The 3,707-nt window shown below is 61.9% G+C and carries 5 protein-coding genes and 2 pseudogenes; 6 read left to right on the forward strand and 1 reads right to left on the reverse strand.

Features of this window, described 5'->3' with window-relative positions; translation table 11 throughout:
- Positions 1-285: 285 nt before the first annotated feature.
- The 6 genes and pseudogenes from IO39_RS43155 to IO39_RS58490 form a co-directional block, all read left to right on the forward strand.
- Positions 286-594 (forward strand): type II toxin-antitoxin system Phd/YefM family antitoxin, encoded by a 309-nt coding sequence (locus tag IO39_RS43155; RefSeq protein WP_043637456.1) that lies wholly within the window; start codon positions 286-288, stop codon positions 592-594.
- Between the two features lie 3 nt (positions 595-597).
- Positions 598-1,116, forward strand: coding sequence for a type II toxin-antitoxin system RelE family toxin (locus IO39_RS43160; RefSeq protein ID WP_043637459.1), 519 nt, complete (start codon positions 598-600; stop codon positions 1,114-1,116).
- A 21-nt stretch (positions 1,117-1,137) separates the two neighbouring features.
- Positions 1,138-1,245 (forward strand): annotated as a pseudogene (locus tag IO39_RS58485) (peptide-methionine (S)-S-oxide reductase MsrA); the annotation flags it as partial.
- 233 nt (positions 1,246-1,478) lie between these two features.
- Positions 1,479-1,934, forward strand: a complete 456-nt coding sequence (locus IO39_RS43165) for a helix-turn-helix domain-containing protein (RefSeq protein ID WP_043637461.1) — start codon at positions 1,479-1,481, stop codon at positions 1,932-1,934.
- Between the two features lie 2 nt (positions 1,935-1,936).
- The gene (locus tag IO39_RS43170; protein WP_043637465.1) at positions 1,937-2,491 is read left to right on the forward strand and encodes a PIN domain-containing protein; all 555 of its coding nucleotides are present in this window, start codon (positions 1,937-1,939) and stop codon (positions 2,489-2,491) included.
- Positions 2,492-2,530: 39 nt separating this feature from the next.
- A pseudogene (locus IO39_RS58490) lies at positions 2,531-2,629 on the forward strand (peptide-methionine (S)-S-oxide reductase MsrA); the annotation flags it as partial.
- Between the two features lie 76 nt (positions 2,630-2,705).
- Here IO39_RS58490 and IO39_RS51600 read toward each other — a convergent pair.
- Entirely contained in the window at positions 2,706-3,563 is an 858-nt protein-coding gene (locus IO39_RS51600) for a PD-(D/E)XK nuclease domain-containing protein (RefSeq protein WP_157549810.1), read from the reverse strand.
- Positions 3,564-3,707 lie beyond the last annotated feature (144 nt).

Raw genomic sequence — 3,707 nt, forward strand, 5'->3', positions numbered from 1 at the left:
CGACAGGCAACATCGCCTACGTGGTGACCTCGCGACTCATCGTCACAACGGCAAGGATCTAGAGCAGTGGGAGTTCGAGGTCACCAGCGGGGGACGCGTGATCGCCGCTACGAAGCGCTCGTAGTCGCCAGGACGCCGAGCAAGACGGTCTTCGGCGACGATCACGACGCCTTGGACCGCCGTACCATCGGGGAGCTCGCCCAGTGGCCTGACGTCCGGGGACGCGTGAGCCGATGCTCGGTCATGGCTGCTGCGGTTCTATACAGAAAGATGTATAGTTGATGTATGACTGTTCTGCACGACGCTACTGAGCTGAGCGTCACAGAGGCGGCCCAGCGAGGAGTTGCCCGCCTGGTGGCTGATGCGGAGCAGGGGGCCGATCTGGTGGTCACCCGTCGGCATCGACCAGTGGCGGCTGTGGTGAGTATTCGCCGGCTCAAGGAGCTCGAGGAGGCGGCGGCTGATCTGCGTGATCTGGCGCTGGTGCTCGCTCGGTCGGTCACGGACACGGGGGAGCGGGTCTCACTCGATGAGGTGCTCGCCGCCTTCGGGCATACTCGCGAGTCGTTGTCCGCTGTTCCGGACGATGAGTGAATCGTGTCCGACGTCGTATTCACGGCGCCGGCAGTCGACGACCTCCGGCGCATTGGGCCAGACGCGGTACCCAAAATACTCAAGAAGATCCTTCTCTTGCTGGACAACCCTGAAGCTGGTTACCCGCTTGGCGGGGAACTGACCGGTTTCCGGAAGCTGGTGGTCGGTCGCAACACCTGGCGTGTCGTCTACCGCATCACCGAGGACAAGTCGGTGGAGATCTGCGAGGTGTGGGCTGTCGGTGAACGTGCCGACGCGGAAGTGTACGCGGAGGCGACGGCGAGGGTCCGCGAGGCGGGTGCAGGTCGTCCCGAGATCATCCAGCTCGGCCAGGTGATCGAACGCCTTGGCGCGCTCGCCGATCACATTCGGGTGGATGAAGCAGCTCCTAGGGAGCCGGTTCCAGACTGGCTCGCGGACCGGTTGATCTACACGGTCGGGATGGCGCGTGAGGACGTTGCCGCCCTTGACCTTCAAGAGGCGGTCGACACGTGGGCTGAGCACCGGTCGAAGCCTCATTAGGTCGTGCACCTATTGCCTGAAGCGAAGTGCTACCACCAGCAATATCTCTTTGAAGTGCCCAACGGCTACTGCGGCATCGGCGGCACGGGCGTGGCCTGCCCTGTGGGTCTGACCTCCGGCGACGCATAGATCGCGGAGAGCCAGGCTCCAGCTCTTGATCGCACGGCCCGTCGGTGTTGATCAAGGCTAGGGCTTCTCTTCGCGGAGACCCCGCATCTTCTTCGCTCTTCGGACCTCTGGCGCAGCGGCATGCCCATGATCCTGCTGACGACCGTTCTCGACTGTGTCCGCCTCTGAGTCGCTAGCGATATCGCTTGCGTTTATTTCGTTTGTTGCGGATACTTCGAAGAGGGGGTGACGTTGTGGGTGACGTGCAGGCCAAGAGAGTTCGGCCGGGAAGCATCGACGCCGAGGTGGCCGGCCGCGCGGTACGCCGGATCAAGGATTACCTGATGCAGTATCCCGAGCAGCCGACCGTGCAGGTCGTCGGTGAGCACGGAGACGAGGGCCCCTTGATCCTGCCTCGCGAAGCCGTGAGTCTGCTGGCCTTCATCCTTGCCCAAGCGGCCGAAGGACGCGGAGTCACGGTGATTCCATCGGATGCTGAGCTGACGACACAGCAAGCGGCGGACATGTTGAACGTCTCGCGCCCGTATGTGATCAAACTTCTGGAGACGGGGGAAATTCCCTTCCGGTTGATTGGCAAGCACCGCCGGATCACGTTCGAGGATCTCCAGGAATACAAGCGTCGCGACGACGCCAAGCGCCGAGCTGCAGCGGATGAGCTCGCTGCGCTGGGGCAAGAGCTGGGCATCTGAGCATGACTCTTGTGGTGGTCTACGACGCGAACGTGTTGTACGGCAACACGCTGCGGGACCTGCTCATCCGCCTCGCCATGACCGGACGGGTGCAGGCCAGGTGGACCAACAGCATTCTCGACGAGATGCAGCGCAACCTCGCCGCCAACCGGCCCGACATTCCTGCAGAGAAGCTCGACAAGCTCCGCTCCCTAATGAATTCCGCTGTCCGAGACTGCCTCGTCGAGGGGTATGAGCCACTGATCGAAGGACTGAAACTTCCCGACGCCGATGATCGGCATGTGCTGGCTGCGGCGATCAAGGTGGGTGCAAGCGTCATCGTTACGTCGAATCTCAAGGACTTCCCTGCCGACTACTTGGCTCCGTGGGACATCGAGGTGAAGTCGCCCGACGACTTCGTGCTGGACCAAATCGATCTGGACGGAAGGGTCGTCTGGGCTTGTGTGCAGCAGATCGCGGACTCACGGATCAGTCCGCCGGAGACCGTTGATGATGTGCTCGACGCCTTGGAGGCGGCGGGCCTCGTCGAAGCGGTCGCTGCCCTTAGAGCCGGCTGAAGTCCTCCCAAGCTGGATCTGTAGCGCGAAGTGAAGTGCTACCACCGGCAATATTTGTACAAAGTGCCCAACGGCTACTGCGGCATCGGCGGCACCGGTGTCTCGTGCCCGGTAGGTATCGCGCCTGCTGGCGAGTGAGGTGCGGACGGCGGAAGCCGGCCAAGTAGTCTGTCCCTCCCGGCGGTCCTCTCGTGTGGATCGCCGGGGTGCGGTGTTACTGGACGATCACCACTCGGACGGGGAAGGAGGTGTCTGTGCGGAAGTCCTGTTCGAAACCGGACGCGTTGAGTACGTACTTCTCCGGGTCGTAGACAAGAGCGAAGCAGGCGTCTACGTGGTCGTGTGCTCGGTAGCGCAGGACGTCTTGGGCCAACTCGTCCCCGAGTTTCCGTGGTCCTAGATTAGTGCGGGTCATCTTCGTCTCCACGGCGACCCGCTCATTCTTGAGCAGGAAGTCGAGTCGGGGGTGTGCGCCCGCCCTGCTGGGGCCATACTCTTCCGGGCGGACATCAAGGTGGTGAAGGCACAGCACAGCGTGGACTATGCGCTGCAGGTCGTACTCGTCCTTGACGATGAGTCCTGGACGTCCGCGGACTTCTTGACGCAGCACCGTCACTGCGATGGGAAGTCTCCGGAAGACCTCTTCAAGGCTGTCGAGAGTAGTCAGAATGCCGGCGCTACCACCGATCTGCGCCACCACGTTACGCAAGATCTGCTTCTGCTCGGTCAGCGGTGCATGAAATGCGGTGCTGACCGGGTACAGCCACTTGGAGATCGTTCCTTGGGCGGCCAGTTCTGCGAATATCGTGTTGAGCTCGAGCCCTGCCTGCAGAAAGTGCTTGATCTTATAGGTCGGAAATCCTCCCTCGTACTCTTTGCGGAAGGCTTCAAGGTGGTCAGATGGGAGGATGGCCATGGCCTCCGCGTACCACGTCCCATACGCTTCGGCCAGTCGACGAAGTAGGTCTTCTCGGCCGTCTCTGGCTTCGTTCTGCACCTCGTCGGCCAGGCCGGCGAGGGTATCGGTGCGTCGGATCAGCTCCGCGATTTTCTCGAGCACCCTTCTCGTCACTCGGTGATCTTACTGTCGCGTGAGGGCGGCCCGCCTCGGAGTCGAGCGTCCGTTTCGGCCAACATCAGATTGTGTTCTGACGTAGACTGCAAGAGTGAGCACGAGTCATGCCGACGCAGTGACCTTTTCTGATCTTTCGAGGAA

Source organism: Nonomuraea candida (genome assembly GCF_000725485.1).
In the GTDB taxonomy this organism is placed as follows: domain Bacteria; phylum Actinomycetota; class Actinomycetes; order Streptosporangiales; family Streptosporangiaceae; genus Nonomuraea; species Nonomuraea candida.

Bases quoted from the DNA above. Each gene is read 5' to 3' on its own strand.
- IO39_RS43155 (WP_043637456.1), top strand. From the start codon at position 286: ATGACTGTTCTGCACGACGCTACTGAGCTGAGCGTCACAGAGGCGGCC.
- IO39_RS43170 (WP_043637465.1), top strand. From the start codon at position 1,937: ATGACTCTTGTGGTGGTCTACGACGCGAACGTGTTGTACGGCAACACG.